Annotated in this window: 12 protein-coding genes; 4 read left to right on the top strand and 8 right to left on the bottom strand. The window is 39.6% G+C overall.

What is annotated here, in order from left to right:
- Nucleotides 1-226: 226 nt before the first annotated feature.
- Nucleotides 227-3,418, top strand: a complete 3,192-nt coding sequence (locus AC3WJG_RS10835) for a S8 family peptidase (protein ID WP_337133479.1) — start codon at nucleotides 227-229, stop codon at nucleotides 3,416-3,418.
- A gap of 39 nt (nucleotides 3,419-3,457) precedes the next feature.
- Here the strand turns inward: AC3WJG_RS10835 and corA are convergent, their stop codons facing one another.
- Nucleotides 3,458-4,429 (bottom strand): magnesium/cobalt transporter CorA, encoded by a 972-nt coding sequence (gene corA / locus AC3WJG_RS10840; RefSeq protein WP_013055874.1) that lies wholly within the window; start codon nucleotides 4,427-4,429, stop codon nucleotides 3,458-3,460.
- Nucleotides 4,430-4,926: 497 nt separating this feature from the next.
- Here corA and AC3WJG_RS10845 point away from each other — a divergent pair, with 497 nt between their 5' ends.
- Together AC3WJG_RS10845 and AC3WJG_RS10850 are read left to right on the top strand one after the other, a co-directional pair.
- Complete coding sequence (locus AC3WJG_RS10845) at nucleotides 4,927-5,298, top strand: PilZ domain-containing protein (RefSeq protein WP_028407825.1); 372 nt, start codon at nucleotides 4,927-4,929, stop codon at nucleotides 5,296-5,298.
- Nucleotides 5,299-5,374: 76 nt separating this feature from the next.
- Nucleotides 5,375-6,205 carry an LCP family glycopolymer transferase gene (locus AC3WJG_RS10850; RefSeq protein ID WP_337133481.1) on the top strand — a complete coding sequence of 277 codons (831 nt, stop codon included), beginning with the start codon at nucleotides 5,375-5,377 and terminating at the stop codon, nucleotides 6,203-6,205.
- Between the two features lie 50 nt (nucleotides 6,206-6,255).
- On the opposite strand, the gene AC3WJG_RS10855 is transcribed toward AC3WJG_RS10850, so the two are convergent.
- The 6 genes from AC3WJG_RS10855 to AC3WJG_RS10880 all read right to left on the bottom strand — a co-directional run bounded on the left by AC3WJG_RS10855 (nucleotide 6,256) and on the right by AC3WJG_RS10880 (nucleotide 12,788).
- Nucleotides 6,256-6,900: a cupin domain-containing protein gene (locus AC3WJG_RS10855; protein ID WP_274155875.1), complete on the bottom strand. Its 645-nt coding sequence runs from the start codon at nucleotides 6,898-6,900 to the stop codon at nucleotides 6,256-6,258.
- 109 nt (nucleotides 6,901-7,009) lie between these two features.
- Complete coding sequence (locus AC3WJG_RS10860) at nucleotides 7,010-8,332, bottom strand: MATE family efflux transporter (RefSeq protein WP_337133886.1); 1,323 nt, start codon at nucleotides 8,330-8,332, stop codon at nucleotides 7,010-7,012.
- Nucleotides 8,333-8,394: 62 nt separating this feature from the next.
- Nucleotides 8,395-9,528: a DUF2087 domain-containing protein gene (locus AC3WJG_RS10865; protein WP_337133482.1), complete on the bottom strand. Its 1,134-nt coding sequence runs from the start codon at nucleotides 9,526-9,528 to the stop codon at nucleotides 8,395-8,397.
- 226 nt (nucleotides 9,529-9,754) lie between these two features.
- Nucleotides 9,755-10,213 (bottom strand): VOC family protein, encoded by a 459-nt coding sequence (locus tag AC3WJG_RS10870; RefSeq protein ID WP_337133483.1) that lies wholly within the window; start codon nucleotides 10,211-10,213, stop codon nucleotides 9,755-9,757.
- A 273-nt stretch (nucleotides 10,214-10,486) separates the two neighbouring features.
- Nucleotides 10,487-11,350 (bottom strand): GRP family sugar transporter, encoded by an 864-nt coding sequence (locus tag AC3WJG_RS10875; protein ID WP_014461163.1) that lies wholly within the window; start codon nucleotides 11,348-11,350, stop codon nucleotides 10,487-10,489.
- Between the two features lie 460 nt (nucleotides 11,351-11,810).
- Complete coding sequence (locus tag AC3WJG_RS10880) at nucleotides 11,811-12,788, bottom strand: carbohydrate kinase family protein (protein WP_289578799.1); 978 nt, start codon at nucleotides 12,786-12,788, stop codon at nucleotides 11,811-11,813.
- A 455-nt stretch (nucleotides 12,789-13,243) separates the two neighbouring features.
- Here AC3WJG_RS10880 and AC3WJG_RS10885 point away from each other — a divergent pair, with 455 nt between their 5' ends.
- A complete protein-coding gene (locus AC3WJG_RS10885; RefSeq protein ID WP_034653683.1) occupies nucleotides 13,244-13,570 on the top strand; it encodes a cyclic-phosphate processing receiver domain-containing protein in 327 nt (108 codons plus the stop codon).
- Between the two features lie 216 nt (nucleotides 13,571-13,786).
- Here AC3WJG_RS10885 and AC3WJG_RS10890 read toward each other — a convergent pair whose 3' ends face one another.
- A complete protein-coding gene (locus tag AC3WJG_RS10890) occupies nucleotides 13,787-14,623 on the bottom strand; it encodes a formate/nitrite transporter family protein (RefSeq protein WP_337133486.1) in 837 nt (278 codons plus the stop codon).
- Nucleotides 14,624-14,644: the final 21 nt, after the last annotated feature.

A 14,644-nucleotide genomic window follows, 5' to 3' on the forward strand; every position in this document is an offset into this window, starting at 1 on the left:
CTTCCCTTTTCAGCGTACTCTCGCCTCTTATAAACAGGCTCAATCTTTATTATTCCAATTTTTTCTACTTTTTGCAACTAGGACTTATCTCACCATTTCTTATGCGAGATTAATAACTTGACAAAATAATAAAATAAGCAACAGTAATTATTTACAAATTTTTAAACTTTATGGTTTAATAGGTATGTAATTCCTGTTTTTTACTATATTTTTTTGGAGGTTTAACATGAAAAAAGGGTCAATTTATCGTTTTATTGCTTTTGCTTTAATGTTCACCTTGTGTTTTAGCCAATTAGGCTTACTGAAAACACAAGCGGCAGGCAATCCACCTGCTAATGAAAAAACATTAAGCATTGGTAAAGCAGCAAAAGGAACATTTACAGAACCAGAACAAACACATTGGTACAAAATTAATCCTTCTAAGCAAGAGGTAGCAAAGTTTTCACACTACCGAATTAAGCTTCAAAGTGATGATGAAGTAAACATCACAGTTTACTCTAGTCTTGAAAATGCCAAAAACAACGTGGCATTTGACCGTTATATGGGATACTCCTACAAAGACGAGCCTGCTCAGCTTGATTTTCCAATCGCCTGGACTGGCCCTTATTATGTGAAAGTTGAGTATTATGGAGATGAAGATATCATCATCGAAGACGATACAGAAGAAGATGGAAAAACACCTTCTGAACCTCAACCGGAATTAAAAACAGAAGTTCCTTACACAATCAGCTATGAAGGCGCTTCACTTCCCCCTTCTCAAATGGAGGCAGAAGAATGCCCGGCTGAATTAAGTACAAGCCAAAAAGAAAATGGAAAAGGTATTTTAAAAGATTTGCGTACGATTCGCGACGCTGTGCTTTCAAAAACAGCAAGCGGAAAAGACCTTTCTTCTCTTTATTACAAAGCCGCTCCGTTTATCAGCTCTAAAATGATTATCGACAAATCAATGCGCGAACAAGTATACAAAGATTTAGTTCAGCTAAAAGGTCTATTTACAGATGTGGCGAAAAACGGCGCATCAAGCACGTACATGATTACAAGTGCTGATCAAAAAGCAATCAATGATTTATACAGCACCGCTTATAAATCCGTTCCGGCTGCTTTAAAGAAAGACTTAGAAAAAGTAGCAGCACAGACAAAATTAAAAGACGTAACGGACTTAAACGTATCGTCTGTATTAGTAAGAGCTAAGTTAGTCAGCGCAAACAGCGTTTCAACAAAAGCTGAAACTCGCTATATTGTTAAATTAAAAGATGGTGCAAATGCTAAATCATTCAAAACAAAAGCACAGTCAAAATCAGCAAGCATTGAATCTATTAATCCATTAAAACAATCAGCTGCTTCTTTTGATAATATGTTTGTTATTCAATTAGATGACAGCAATGCAAAAAGCTTCAGCACGTCATCTGCTCAAGGTAAAATGACGGCAAAACAAATTCAGGCACTTCCTGAAACTGAATTTATCGAGCCGGTTCAAGAGTACCACGCTCTTTCAATGGATTCACAATATCCGTATCAATGGTCATTAAACAATACGGGTAAAAATGACGGTACGCAGCATGCCGATATTCAATACGAATCACTTGAAAAATTACTAAACGGTCAAAAATTAAAAGATACGGTTATTGCCGTTGCGGATACGGGCGTCGATTCATCACTTGCTGATTTAAAAGGCGTAGTGGATACAAAAACAGGCTATAACTACGTGGATCGTTCGTCGAATGCAACAGACGACAACGGACACGGAACTCACGTAGCAGGTATTATCGCAGCCTCTGCAAACAATAACTATTCAATGGCCGGCATTAATTCTCATGCAAAAATTTTACCGGTTAAAATTTTAGACGCATCTGGAAGCGGAGATACAGAACAAATTGCGTACGGTATTAAATACGCGGTTGATCACGGTGCAAAAGTCATTAACTTAAGCCTTGGCGGATCTTACAGCCGCGTGCTTGAATATTCGTTAAAATACGCATACGATCATAACGTAACGGTTGTAGCTGCAAGTGGAAACGACGGTATGGAAGAACTCTCTTACCCTGCTTCATCTGCCTATGCGATTTCAGTAGGCGCATCAAACCGTTTAGATATCGTATCTGACTACTCAAACTACGGAAAAGGATTAGATATTACAGCTCCTGGCTCTGATATTCCAAGTCTTGTTCCAGACGGAAACGTCACTTATTTAAGCGGAACATCAATGGCAACGCCTCACGTGGCAGCCGTTGCGGGATTATTGCTATCACAAAACCCAGGCTTAAAGCCAAAAGACGTTGAAAAACGCCTAACGGATACAGCTAAAGATATTAAATTTGATGAAAAAGATGCTCCTGTATACGATGATGAAGAAAGTCCAGCAGAACCCCCTGCTCCAGGCTACGATTACGTATCAGGATGGGGACGTTTAAATGCGTACAGCGCGGTAAGTGCACAGCAGCTGCAAGCGCAGGTAAATACATTTGTCAGCACGCAAAAAATTGTTACAGGTAAAGCTCAAAGCGGTTCAACTGTTAAAGTAATGAACGGTTCAAAAACACTTGGCACTGCCAAAGCTGATACAAAAAATACGTTCTCTGTGAACATTCCAGCTCAAAAAGCTGATACCGTTTTACAAGTAGTTGTAACAAACGGAAAAGCAAGTACGAGCATTCGTGCAGTTGTTCAAAAAGCACCTGCCAAACCAGCGGTAAAAGCGGTGACGAATAAAGATGAGTACGTAACAGGAACGTCTAAAGCGAATTTTACGGTAAATGTTAAAAACAGCGCTAAGAAAGTGATTGCTTCAGCAAAAGCTGACGCAAAAGGCGCGTTCAAAGTAAAAATTCCAAAACAAAAAGAAAACACAGTCTTGTACATCACGGCTACAAACAGCCAACAGCAAGAAAGTGAAGAAGTAAAAGTAACGGTGCGTGACGTTATTGCTCCAAATGCACCTAAAGTGAATTCAGTCAGCGACGCGGATACGGCTATTAAAGGAACAACAGAAGCAAATACATCTGTTGTAGCGAAAGTGAACAACAAAGAAATCGGCAAAGTAAAAGCCAATGCAAAAGGCCAGTACAGCATAACAATTAAAAAACAAAAAGCAGGTACAGCAATCAGCGTAACAGCAGTAGACGCAGCCAACAACACAAGTAAAGCTACGACTGTAAAAGTGAGCGATAAAACGCCCCCTGCTGCACCAAGCGTCAATGCTGTTACAACAAAAAGCACAGCTGTAACAGGTAAAACAGAAGCAAATGCTACCGTAACGGTAACAGTAAACAAAAAAAGCATTGGCTCTGCTGCTGCTAACAGCAAAGGACAATACTCAGTAAAAATTAAAAAGCAAAAAGAAAAAACAGTCTTAAGCGTAACGGCAAAAGACAAAGCGAATAATACGAGTAAAGCAACAACAAAAACGGTGACAAAATAAAGAAAAAAGGCGCTTGGCTTATGGCCAAGTGCCTTTTTGTTATAAAAGCTGTTTGTTTTTAAAGTATTTCCACATTCCCCACGTTAACACAATTAACATAACAATAATAACAGCAGTAGCCCAGTGGGAATTTTGATATGGAATCGGTACGTTCATCCCAAAAAATCCGGTTACGAACGTCAGCGGAAGCATAATGGTTGAAATCAGCGTTAAGACGTTCAGCTTTTCAGATGAAGTTGCATTGGTAATAGAATAATACGTATCAAGTGCACTGTTTACAAGGTCTCTAAATGTTTCAGCAGAGTCTACAATACGCTCTAAGTGGTCAAGCAAGTCAATGTAGAAAGGAACATTTTCTTCTCGTATGTCGAATTTCCACTTTCCATTCACCGTTAAGAAAATTCGGCGCTGAGGCAGAATAACGCGCCGGATTAAGATAATCGTTCTTTTTAACGCCAAGAACTCTTCCGTCACTCCGCGCACTTCTTTGTTGTAGATTTCATCTTCTAATTCATCAATACGCATGTCAATTCGGTCTAAAATCGGAAAGTATTCGTCCGTGATGCCATCAATCAAAGCATACAGTAAAAAGTCGGCGCCGCGGTTCATAAACTTTGGATAGCGTGAGCAAACAGCATCCATTTTACGAAGCCAGCCCATTTTGTGTTTATGAATCGTCACTACGTAATTGGATCCGACAAAGGCATTTAACTCAAGCGTCGTAATCTCGTCATCACTTTCTTCGTTATAGCGAAGCGCGTGAAAAACGAAAAATTTATAGTCTTCGTAATCATCCATTTTAGCGCGAGGACTGTCGTGTAAGCAGTCTTCAATCGCCAATGGGTGAAAATCGAATAATTTAGCAATTTGAGCAAGCTCTTGTCCGTGGACATCATACAAATCAATCCACAGCAAATTATCAGGATTGCGCAATTTTTCATGCACGTCTCCTAAATCAAGATTCGTTACCATTTCTTTTGTTTCATCATCATATAAGTATGTTTTAATCATTGATTTTTCACCTCACATCATTGAGGCATTAAGGGGTATTTTCCTTCGTTGAAATGAGAGGAATATATACACCTTTGTTGCCCCTATCTTGTTTTGCAGTAACCTTCATCGAAATGGGGTCATCAGTGCCCATTCATCTCACCTCCTAATTAGTTGAAGGAACGCTGACTTGTAATACAGCTACTTCACAAAGTTTAATTTTAACATACAATCTAACTCTAGCGTAGCGCTTTTTTCAAAACCTTTTCCTCACCTTTTAAAGTTTCAAACAAAACTTCCGATACTATAAAAGCAGTTATAATCGGCAATCGATAACTAATAAAGCTTGAATCCTCCCGCAAAGGTCTAGAATATCTACCATGGCCGGTCTTTGGTCATGGTAGATATTCTACACCGATAAACATTATATGTGTGATGGGGAAAAACGTGTAGGAATTTTTGGACTTTCATCGAATACTTACTTAACAAACTTAGATTACGAAAAGGACTGATGATACATGCATTTTAAACGTGAAGAACCGTTTCGCTTTTTATTTGAGACCCCCATTGTTGGAACGTTTTCCATTGCTAAATACGACAACAAAGAAATCGATTCTAAGCCAGGTCCTTTGTCCGTTATCGACCTTTCACCAAAAGGAATCAAAATAATCACGCCGCTTGATTTACCTATTTTCAACCATCAAATTCAGCTAAAAATCAGCTTTTATTTAAATGAAAAACCCATCCATATTACCGGACTTTGCGTGTGGAAAGAAAAACGGCACACCGAATACCTTTATGGCATCGAAGCGTTTAACGATGTGGAAGAACAAGCGATTTTAATCACAGAGCTCAAAACCTATGCCAAGAAAAAGCAAGATAAGCAATAAAAATAGCGCTCATTTGTTTTACTCCCCTTTTAAGATGGCAATACTACGAACGACTTCGATAGAAAAAGGTGAGACGATGAGCAGCAAAGCAAAAAAAGAGTGGATTGGCGGTCTCGTACTATTTTTACTCGTCAGTTTTGTCAGCATCACATTTGCAGGCTATCATACGGTGAAAGCCGCCGTTGAACAAACATATGTACCGCTTGAGCTTGGTAACAAAACACACGTCAATTTAAAAAAAGGGCAACCGTTTTCCCTGCTTTTAATTCAAGAGAACCATCAAAATACGTCATTTGTATATATGACTGTCAATAAACAGCATGAATCAATAAAAATGACCCACTTGCCAGGGTCAACTCAGCTCGGCAATAAAACACTGCGAACCATTTATCACCGAGGAAATATGAATGCTGTCGTAAAGAACGTCGAAACGTATGCAAAGCTTCCTGTTGATTATTATGTCAAAATGGATCAGCAGTCAGTCGTCGATGCTGTAAATAAATTAGGCGGCATTATCGTCACAAACAAACGTGCTTTTGAACAGAGCAACATTGTTTTTCCAAAAGGATCAATTCGCCTTAACGGAAAAGAAGCGCTTGTTTTTTTAAAGGAGCGTAATGAGCAAGACATCTTTACTGCGCATGAAAGACAGCTGTCCGTCGCGAAAGCTATTTTCAGCCAAGCAGCTACGATTCCCAATGTTGCAAAGCTGCATTCTCTTGTATTTACGCTCGCTGATCACATTGAAACCAATGCAACCTTTAATGATATCAAACGGATTCAAAAAACCTACAAACCGGCCGTTTCTCACGTAGACAAGCAGCAGTTTCCGCAAAACGAATGGAATCAAAAACAAGTCACAACGCGGCTGTATAAGCATTTAGAACGTAAGGAGCTGTTTTTATAAAAAACGCTTCATGAAAAAACCATTGACCATAGGCTCAATGGTTTTTTATGCTACTTATCTTCAGCAGGCACTACTTTTTCATTTATTTTAACCACAATTCTTTCATCCCGTTCATCTTTGAGATAGCTCTTTTGATAAAAAGAATGATCATTAGGCGGTCCAATGATAACCGTATCCGTAATCGGAGCAACGGCTTCTGCTACTTCGCTTGCGCTTACTCCGTATGCTTTTTGAAACACGATCGGAGGCGTTAAGCGCAGCACGTCGGATCCTTCTGTAGACTCAAATTGATCATTGTTAAAAAAGAGATGAAGATGCGCTTCTTCCGATAAGGGCTCAATCCAATGCCACCAGCCCATCGGTATAAAAACAACTTCCCCTTCTTTTATCCGGTAATTGTGCATGCTGCTTGTATCAGGGTCCAAGATAGACACCTGCACTTCACCTGAAACGACGACATCTAATTCCCAAGCATTTGGATGCCAGTGCGGCTCTCTCATATGCCCTTTTGTCATATATAAATCAACAAACGCTCCTCCGAGCATGGCAGGCAACTGAGTTGAGGTTAGTTGATACGCTATATTTTGATCATTTCGTTTGAACAGGACGTTTTGCTTATAGTTCACTGACAGATTAGGCGTTCCTGAGCTTTTTTTGATATTTGAATTATCCGGCACAAATCCAGATTTACTCATAGTGTCATACCCTCTTTTCATTAAAAAGTTATATGCACTATCCTATTAAAACTTTTAGCTAAGGGTGTTTTAATTAGAAAAAATAAAAACGAGCGTTTCCGCTCGTTTTTTATCCGACAAGACGTTCAATTTTCTTTTTCTTCCATACAAATTGATAATAGCTGTACTGCAGGATTAAGCTGACCACAAACGCCGCTGGATACCCAATCCAAATCCCTTTGATTTCAAGAGACGTAAACTGCGATAACACGTAGGCTATGGGCACTTCCACACACCAAATAGCCATAATGCTAAAGACCGTAGGCCAAAGCACCGTACCGCTTGCTCGCATCGTAGCGGTAATAATTTGCGCATGACCGAAAATCAAATAGCTCCAAAGCGTGATCACTAACAGCTCTTCAGCAATACGGAGCGTATGCTGACTTGTTAAAAACAGAGCTAAAATTTGATTGGAAAAGAGATAAATAAGTAAAATCAACACGCTGCCAATGACGTAATTCAGCATAATTCCAGAGCGAATCACTTCTTTTAAACGCTCAAATTTATTGGCGCCAATCGACTGCGCCGCAAAAATAGAAACGGCAATTCCTAAACTGATCGCCGGCATTTGTACATAGCTTGCCACTTGGTTCACCGCTCCGTACGCGGCTGTAGCATGCGAGCCAAATCCATTTACAAACGTAATGACCGCAATTTCAGAAAGAGAAACTAAAATCATATTGATACTCGCTGGAATCCCTAAACGCATAAGCAGCTTTAAAAGCGTTCCGTCCATTTTTAATGAAATAGATGAGTCAAACTTTAGCGGATGATTTTTCTTACGCAAATAGATAATCATAATAATGAACGTTAATACGGTTGAAAACACCGTTGCGTACGCAGCTCCGTACACACCAAGCTTTGGCGCTCCGATCCATCCGAAAATTAAAACCGGAAGAAAAATGAGGTTTAAGACCGTACTCACAACTAAAAAGTAAAAAGGCGTTTTGGAGTCTCCGGTTCCGCGCATAAACGTCGTATAAACAAAGTATAAAAACAAAACAGGAATTGCCACAAACAAAATGCGCGCATAGTGCACCGTTACGTCAATAATATTAGCCGGCGTTCCCATAATCCGAAGAATATCCGGAGCAAATATGCTTCCCAAAACAGCAAGCACAATTCCGACTAAAAAGGTAAACATGAGCGTGGTACCGATAATTTCTTTCACTCGTTTTTCATTTTGTGCCCCGTACGCCTGCCCGATTAAAATCGAACTTCCTGAACCAATTCCAATTGAAAACGACACGAGCAGAAAAAACAGAGGAAAAAAAGCGGAAATAGCGGCTAATGCATCAACGCCAAGCGCTCTTCCGACAATAATACTTCCCGCCAGCTGCCCAACGGACTGCATGGCGTTGCTTAACATGAGCGGAATCAAAAACACAAGCATCAGTTTACTGACGGATTTTTCTGATTCCACTACTTCACTTTTAACATGTTGATTCTTCACACCTATTTCTCCTTTGTATCAGCTTTAGGCGAATGATAGCCTTTTTCGCCGTAAGGCTGCAGCTTCTCTAACCATTTCGCTTCCAGTTTCAGCAAATCCTTTTTTGAAAGTGCTTTTTCTTCTTCTCTTTTAATCGTTTCCAGCATCTCAATTGAAAAAGCATCCGCTCCGTACGTATTCCACTCGTTTTGAAGCTCTTTATTTTGATGAGTGTTCGTTTTTAACGTGAACTTTACGCCGTTTAACGTTTTAACGTTAGGCGTAGAGCCAATGTACATCTTATCGTTGTGAAGGTTTTTTATTTGATACACGCCGCCTTCTGTTTTTACTTCTTTCGCTAGCTGCTTCATTTGCTTTTTATAGTCTTTTGAGTCCATACTCATCCCCGTCTCTCCTTTTCTCCAGTAGCTGCTTCCATCTGCGCTGCGTTCTAAGAAACCGTACTCAATCAAATAGCGTCGCAGCACGGCGTAGTCGTCATAAAAAGGTGTTAACCTATCATTTACTTCTTTTTCGGTATACGTGCTACCAAACTCAAAATGCCCGCTTAATTCTTCAAGAACAACAAGACGGTGTTTTTCTTGCAAGTGAAAAGTACGAAGCGGTCCGTTTAAACCTTGCGGGAAATTCTTCGCTAAAATTTTTTCTCGTTCTTCATCACTTATGCTGTAGCGCTGACTTCTTTTAGGCGCTGCAGTTGATGCCGGTAGCTTCTTCTCTTCTTCTCCGTCGTTCAACAGTTCCATCAGCGTTAAAAACACTTTGGCCTGACGCTCCTTTTTCTTTAACGTAAAGCGGTGATTCCGAATGGTCGATGAACTGCCGATTCCCATTTCTTTTTGAATATCACTATCGCTTTTTCCTTCCTTAAAAAACTTCACTAAATTTTTTTGATGATCAGAAAGGCCGGTTACCTCTTTATCTAGCTCTATTAAATGATGAAACACAGACCCGTGCTGCTGTTCCACATGAAGCTTCATATAACGTTTTGCTTCATAAAAAACACCTTCCACCGGATAAATAATGCCTTTTTCAATGCTTTCACCGCACAGTAAGCAGTGATAGTGCTCTTCGCTTTCCCCGTATCCTTTTTTCATCTCTTCAAAAGATGATTCCCAAAACAAATCGTTTACCATATAAATAGACACCCTTCTATTTTGTTTATTAATTTATAAACAAATATATTATATGTTTATAAATATGTCAATTCTACGTTTATGATACATAAAAAGATGGAGACATAACGAAATGACTCCAATCAACTGCTAGAAGGAACAAAACAGATCAAACCTACGTTAACCATAACAAAAAAAACGAACCGCTAATCAAACACGTTGATCAATGGTTCGTTTTTCACTTGAGCTAAAATAATTTCGTCTCGGACTCTTTGTTCCATTCACTTAAATACGGAAAATCCTTAGATACGACAGGCTTATCATTCAAAAGCGTAATCAACTCCAAGCGGTTGCCGTCAGGGTCATTAAAATACACGCACGCCGCCGGCATCCACGTATGAACAATCGGCTCTGTTTGCGGCTTTCCAAACGACGTTTCTTCTGGTTCAATTCCTTTTGAACGCAGCCATGTTAACGATTCATGAATATCTGCTGCTTCAATTCCAAAAGCAAAATGACTTCTTTTCAGCGCTTTTTCATCCGTTTCCCAAAGCCCAAGCATCTGCTTTTGTTCACCTACAAAGAAAAAAGCACAGCGCCGCTCTTCAATTTTATGACCAAACGTCAGCCCAAGACGTCTATAAAACTCAATCGAATCCTCCAAACTCCGAACCTGCACATGCGTCTCATAAATACTCTTAATCATAGCCTTCCCTCCATCCTTTCCTACTACTATAAGCCATCTCACACCAAACAGCTTCCTAACAAAGAATGAAAAATCATCAGTCTTAAGAATGAGAAACCCCAACAGAAACATGCAGCCTTGAAATTCAGAAGAGCACTAAGATTTGTTTTTAACTAAGATTTTGACCTTCACTAAGGTTTTGAGGCTACCCCGCAAGGGGTGCCTCAAAACCTTAGGTCTAGAAAAACCCCCATGGCTGCACTCTAGCCATGGGGGTTTTTCTACATCGATATATTAAGCGTGGGCTTTTGCGAGGCCGATACAAATACCGCCTGAAATAATCAGCACACTCGCAAGAGATACATAGAACAATTGACGCTTTGTTTTCTTTTCTCCCAAGAAGACAATACCGCCAAAAATTGAAATAACGATACCCATTTGCGATAATGAAAAGCTTGTTGCTACGCCTAGTCTTGATTGAGATAAGAATAAGAACATATTTCCAGATGCCCAGATTAGGCCTGGTAAGATATTACGAATCGTATATTTGTTAAATGGCTTATGTTTGTATGTAATGATTAAACCGCCAATTAACATACCAATTGCTTGCGGGAATAGTGCTGCCCATGCGTCTACGTTGAAAATACGTGCAATAACGACGTAAACTAAGAATCCGAGACTTGAAATGATAAGAGTGATAACCCCTTTTTTCGTTTGTCCTGGAGTTCCTTGTGCTCCTTCTTTTTTACCGTCTAATGAAGAAAGCACAACGCCTGCTAGTATTAAAAGAATCGCAATAGATCCAAGTACAATCGTTTGAAGCGTTGACCATTCTTTAAATACAATAACACCAAAAAGAGCTGTTGATACTAATTGCATACCCGTTGAAATCGGCATTGACTTTGAAACCCCAAGGTATGGAACACTTTTAAACTGATTGCTTTGACCTACTGACCAGAACAAACCTGAAACAATCCCAACAATAACAAGCGTTGGCGTTAACACCGGCTGAACAATCATAAACTGAACAAATGAAAGAATTAAAGCTCCAATAATTGTTCCAAGCGTTTGACTGTAAGGTCCACCGCCCATCTTCATACTAACTAAAATCATGCTTCCCCACGCAACGGAAGGAAGAACACCTAGCAAAATATCCATCTTTCTCTTAACCTACTTTCCTATTTCTAATCTATGTACATCGTATGTAACGACCTGCTGCTTTTCTTTCATCAAGGGCAAAGAACCAAGCACTTATACTCCCTCGAATATCCCCCCAAAGGTCTACCTATGCGGATGCTGCCTACCCCGCAAGGGGGGCAGCAACCGCTTAGGTATAGAACATTTAATAGGATCGCTCTTTGATCCTATTAAACGTTCTACATCGATAAATATATAACGTTTTCATAAATGGTGGTAAAACTGCTATTCCTTGCTGCTCGTATTATACTAACACGAACATTTATTATTTAGCTAGAAATTTTTTTGATTATTTTTTAAAAACAGAAAAAATTTTTTTCTTCTTGCTCCGCAGCTCGCTCCTCTCTCTTATGTGATCTGCAACCAGCAGAAACGGACGCCTCTGCTGATTGAAAATAAGAAGAGATAAAGCCTTTTCATTTTAGTTAGCTACAGGCTTACAAAATTGCTCTACTACTTCTTTGGCTGGAATCGAACTGATCGCACCTTTTCCAGTTGTCGTTAAGGCACCGCTTGCATTTGCAAAGCGCAAAATAGCATCGTGGTCGCGGTCAAGAATAGCCGTTAAGTTTTCTTGTGACACATCGCGGCTTAATAGCTGATAAAGGAATCCGCCAATAAACGCATCTCCTGCACCTGTTGTATCAACAACCGCTACTTTGTAACCGTTTGATTCATAGACAGCTTCTTTTGTATAAAGCGTTGCGCCTTCTGCACCTTTTGTGAACACGACTACTTGAACGTCACCTGTAAATAGAGACTGAATCGCTTGCTGTTCATCTTCAATTCCTGTGATAAACGCTAGCTCGTCGTCAGAAATTTTGACAATGTGCGCTTGAGGAATAAATTCTAAAATCGTTTGACGGCATAGCTCATGGTCTTTCCACAGCGGAAGACGTACATTTGGATCAAAGCTGATAACTCCGCCTTTTTCTTTCATGCTTTTAATCGCTTTCATATGAGCGTATTTCATAGGGCTTTCAACTAAATCAACCGAACAGAAATGAAGAAGATCGTTGCTTGCAAACCAATCAGGGTTAATTTCGTCTTCTGTTAGCAATAAATCTGCTGAAGGATTACGATAGAAGCTGAAATCTCTTTCTCCGTCTTCACGCAGTGAAACGAAAGCTAAAGCTGTGTTTGCTTCTTCTGTACGATAGACCATATCAGTACCTACTCCTACTTCACGAAGCGTGTCTACTAGAAAGTCTCCAAACGCATCTTCTCCAACTTTTGTAATAAGCGCTGACTCATTACCGTATGTAGCAACAACTGCTGCAACGTTTGCCGGCGCTCCGCCTGGCACACGCGTAAACGATTCCACTTCTTTCAATTGAAGACCTTTTTGAGCTGGAATCATATCAATTAATACTTCACCGATACTAAATAACTTACCCATTCTATTCACCTTACTTTTCTTTTTTGTCATATTGTCATACTATGTTCCAAAAAATCCTTAAATCAAATTATACGTCCCAAACATCTTTTTCGTAAAGAGAAATTTCCAATTTATTTTAAAAAAATCGCAAATTATCGTTTTTTTCTCACAATCTTTTATTCATTAAACCTTTTCCATCCCTTGTCAAATCTAGGATTTAAATGACCTTGTTAAACAAAGATCACAGAATAAAAAAAGTTAATTTCCAGTTTAAACTGTTTATCTATTCACTTTTCGTTCGACATCTCTTTCCTTATTTCCTGTTTATTCGCCGTGAATATGCAAATAATGATAAAAATTCGTGTTTTTACCCCTATTTAAGAAGGAATAGCTTAAAACGTGTCGAATAGACTTAGGTAGGTATATGACATTATGTATGTTACACTAAATACAAGGCAAGGAAGGGAGAATCAGTCATGAAAATCAATGTTTTTCTAGACGACTATCGCAAGTGCCCTGACGGTCATGTTTTAGCCGAAACGATTGACGAATGTATTGATCTGCTAAGATCATTCGATGTTGAACATTTGTCACTCGATCACGATTTACTCAGCAAGACACGGAATGGATTAATGCTCGTGCATTTTATGGTAAAGCATCATTTATATGCCGATCGAATTACGATTCACTCCGCTAATCATTTAGGCAGCAAAGCAATGTACAACTGCTTTAAAGATGCTCAAAAAGAGCATAAAATGCCAAACAACATTAAAATTCTAAGATGCCCTCTGCCTCTTCGATGATATCTGCACCCTCACACATTCATTTCAACAGAATCTGTCCGGATTCAATTCTCACAGACTTCCTGTTTCTATAAAATGAAGAACAATACTGCTTGTTCGATACGTATAGATGTGAATACGCTTTAAGCAGTTTATATTATATAGAAGAAAACCGCTCTAAAATACCGTTATGTTAGCTTTAAAAGCAGACTATATGGTACAAAGAGCGGTTTTTTGCTATTTAGACAGTTTAGCAGAATCCAAATCAGCTGAGAGAGGAGCCGGCTGCTTTTTAGCTTCTTTTAGCTGCCTAGCGTTCACAAACCAGTAAATGCTTCCTACAAACACTCCTCCCCCCACGATGTTTCCGAGCGTAACAGGAATTAAATTATGCAATAGTCCAGCAGCCGAAATCGTATCTGGATGCGGAAGCAATAAAGCTAGGCCAAGAAACGTCATATTTGCCACGCTGTGCTCGTATCCTGAAGCAACAAATGCAAAAAGCATCCAAAAAATAAGCATGATTTTTGCCGCATCGCTTTTAGTGCGCGAAGCCGTCCAAATCGCCAGACAAACAAGCCAGTTGCAAAGGATGCCGCGGAAAAATAATTCACTGACCGGCAAATTCATTTTTTTAGCTGCCAGCGTCATGAGTAAATGGTTCGGTTCAATTCCTTTAAACAAACCGGTTCCGGTAATTAACAAACAAAGCCCAAACGCTCCTATCGCATTTCCGATAAAACACCACGTCCAGTTTTTGAACGTATCTTTCCATGTCGTGACTCCCGATAGCGTACTGACCGTATAAACCATATGATTCCCCGTAAACAATTCAGCTCCTGCAAATACAACAAGCAGGAGAGCAACAGCAAATGATAATCCCATCACAAGAGAAACGACCGGTAAAGAAGCAGAAGCTAAAGGCGCTCCTACCGATAGAGCTAATATAACGCCAAGTCCCACGTAAGCACCCGCAAGCACAGCTAACAGCAAATAACTCGGCAAATAATCATTCACAAGCTTCGTTTTTTCACGGGCTAACTCATTCATTGACTGCAGTGAATTCTTAAGCAAAAGCGTTTCCTCCTTTTATTC

The organism is Priestia sp. FW507-14D1A, assembly GCF_058781295.1.

Excerpts from the sequence above, each read along its gene's own strand:
- AC3WJG_RS10835 (WP_337133479.1), top strand. The coding sequence starts at position 227 with ATGAAAAAAGGGTCAATTTATCGTTTTATTGCTTTTGCTTTAATGTTC.
- corA (WP_013055874.1), bottom strand. The coding sequence starts at position 4,429 with ATGATTAAAACATACTTATATGATGATGAAACAAAAGAAATGGTAACG.
- AC3WJG_RS10845 (WP_028407825.1), top strand. The coding sequence starts at position 4,927 with ATGCATTTTAAACGTGAAGAACCGTTTCGCTTTTTATTTGAGACCCCC.
- AC3WJG_RS10850 (WP_337133481.1), top strand. The coding sequence starts at position 5,375 with ATGAGCAGCAAAGCAAAAAAAGAGTGGATTGGCGGTCTCGTACTATTT.
- AC3WJG_RS10855 (WP_274155875.1), bottom strand. The coding sequence starts at position 6,900 with ATGAGTAAATCTGGATTTGTGCCGGATAATTCAAATATCAAAAAAAGC.
- AC3WJG_RS10860 (WP_337133886.1), bottom strand. The coding sequence starts at position 8,332 with ATGCTTGTGTTTTTGATTCCGCTCATGTTAAGCAACGCCATGCAGTCC.
- AC3WJG_RS10865 (WP_337133482.1), bottom strand. The coding sequence starts at position 9,528 with ATGGTAAACGATTTGTTTTGGGAATCATCTTTTGAAGAGATGAAAAAA.
- AC3WJG_RS10870 (WP_337133483.1), bottom strand. The coding sequence starts at position 10,213 with ATGATTAAGAGTATTTATGAGACGCATGTGCAGGTTCGGAGTTTGGAG.
- AC3WJG_RS10875 (WP_014461163.1), bottom strand. The coding sequence starts at position 11,350 with ATGGATATTTTGCTAGGTGTTCTTCCTTCCGTTGCGTGGGGAAGCATG.
- AC3WJG_RS10880 (WP_289578799.1), bottom strand. The coding sequence starts at position 12,788 with ATGGGTAAGTTATTTAGTATCGGTGAAGTATTAATTGATATGATTCCA.
- AC3WJG_RS10885 (WP_034653683.1), top strand. The coding sequence starts at position 13,244 with ATGAAAATCAATGTTTTTCTAGACGACTATCGCAAGTGCCCTGACGGT.